Origin of the sequence: Lacticaseibacillus nasuensis JCM 17158 (genome assembly GCF_001434705.1) — a bacterium.
GTDB classification, from domain to species: domain Bacteria; phylum Bacillota; class Bacilli; order Lactobacillales; family Lactobacillaceae; genus Lacticaseibacillus; species Lacticaseibacillus nasuensis.
In genome coordinates, this window is sequence record NZ_AZDJ01000016.1 from 102,219 (window position 1) to 102,450 (window position 232).

Consider the following 232-nt stretch of genomic DNA (forward strand, 5'->3'; position numbering starts at 1 on the left):
ACAGACTCAAACGCTTTGGTGAGCTTCACCCTCCTCAATTAGGCTGCGCCACATGTGCTACTGGCTCGTGCTGCTTCGGCGGCGTGTCACCCGTACCACGCCAGGTCTTTGGCCGTTTGTTTCCCGAGGAGGCCACTGCCCGTCACCCTTAGTCCGTCATGGGCATGTCCTTAATGCGAGCGGCGCTCACAGGCTGCGCCACATGTGCTACTGGCTCGTACTGCTTCGGCGG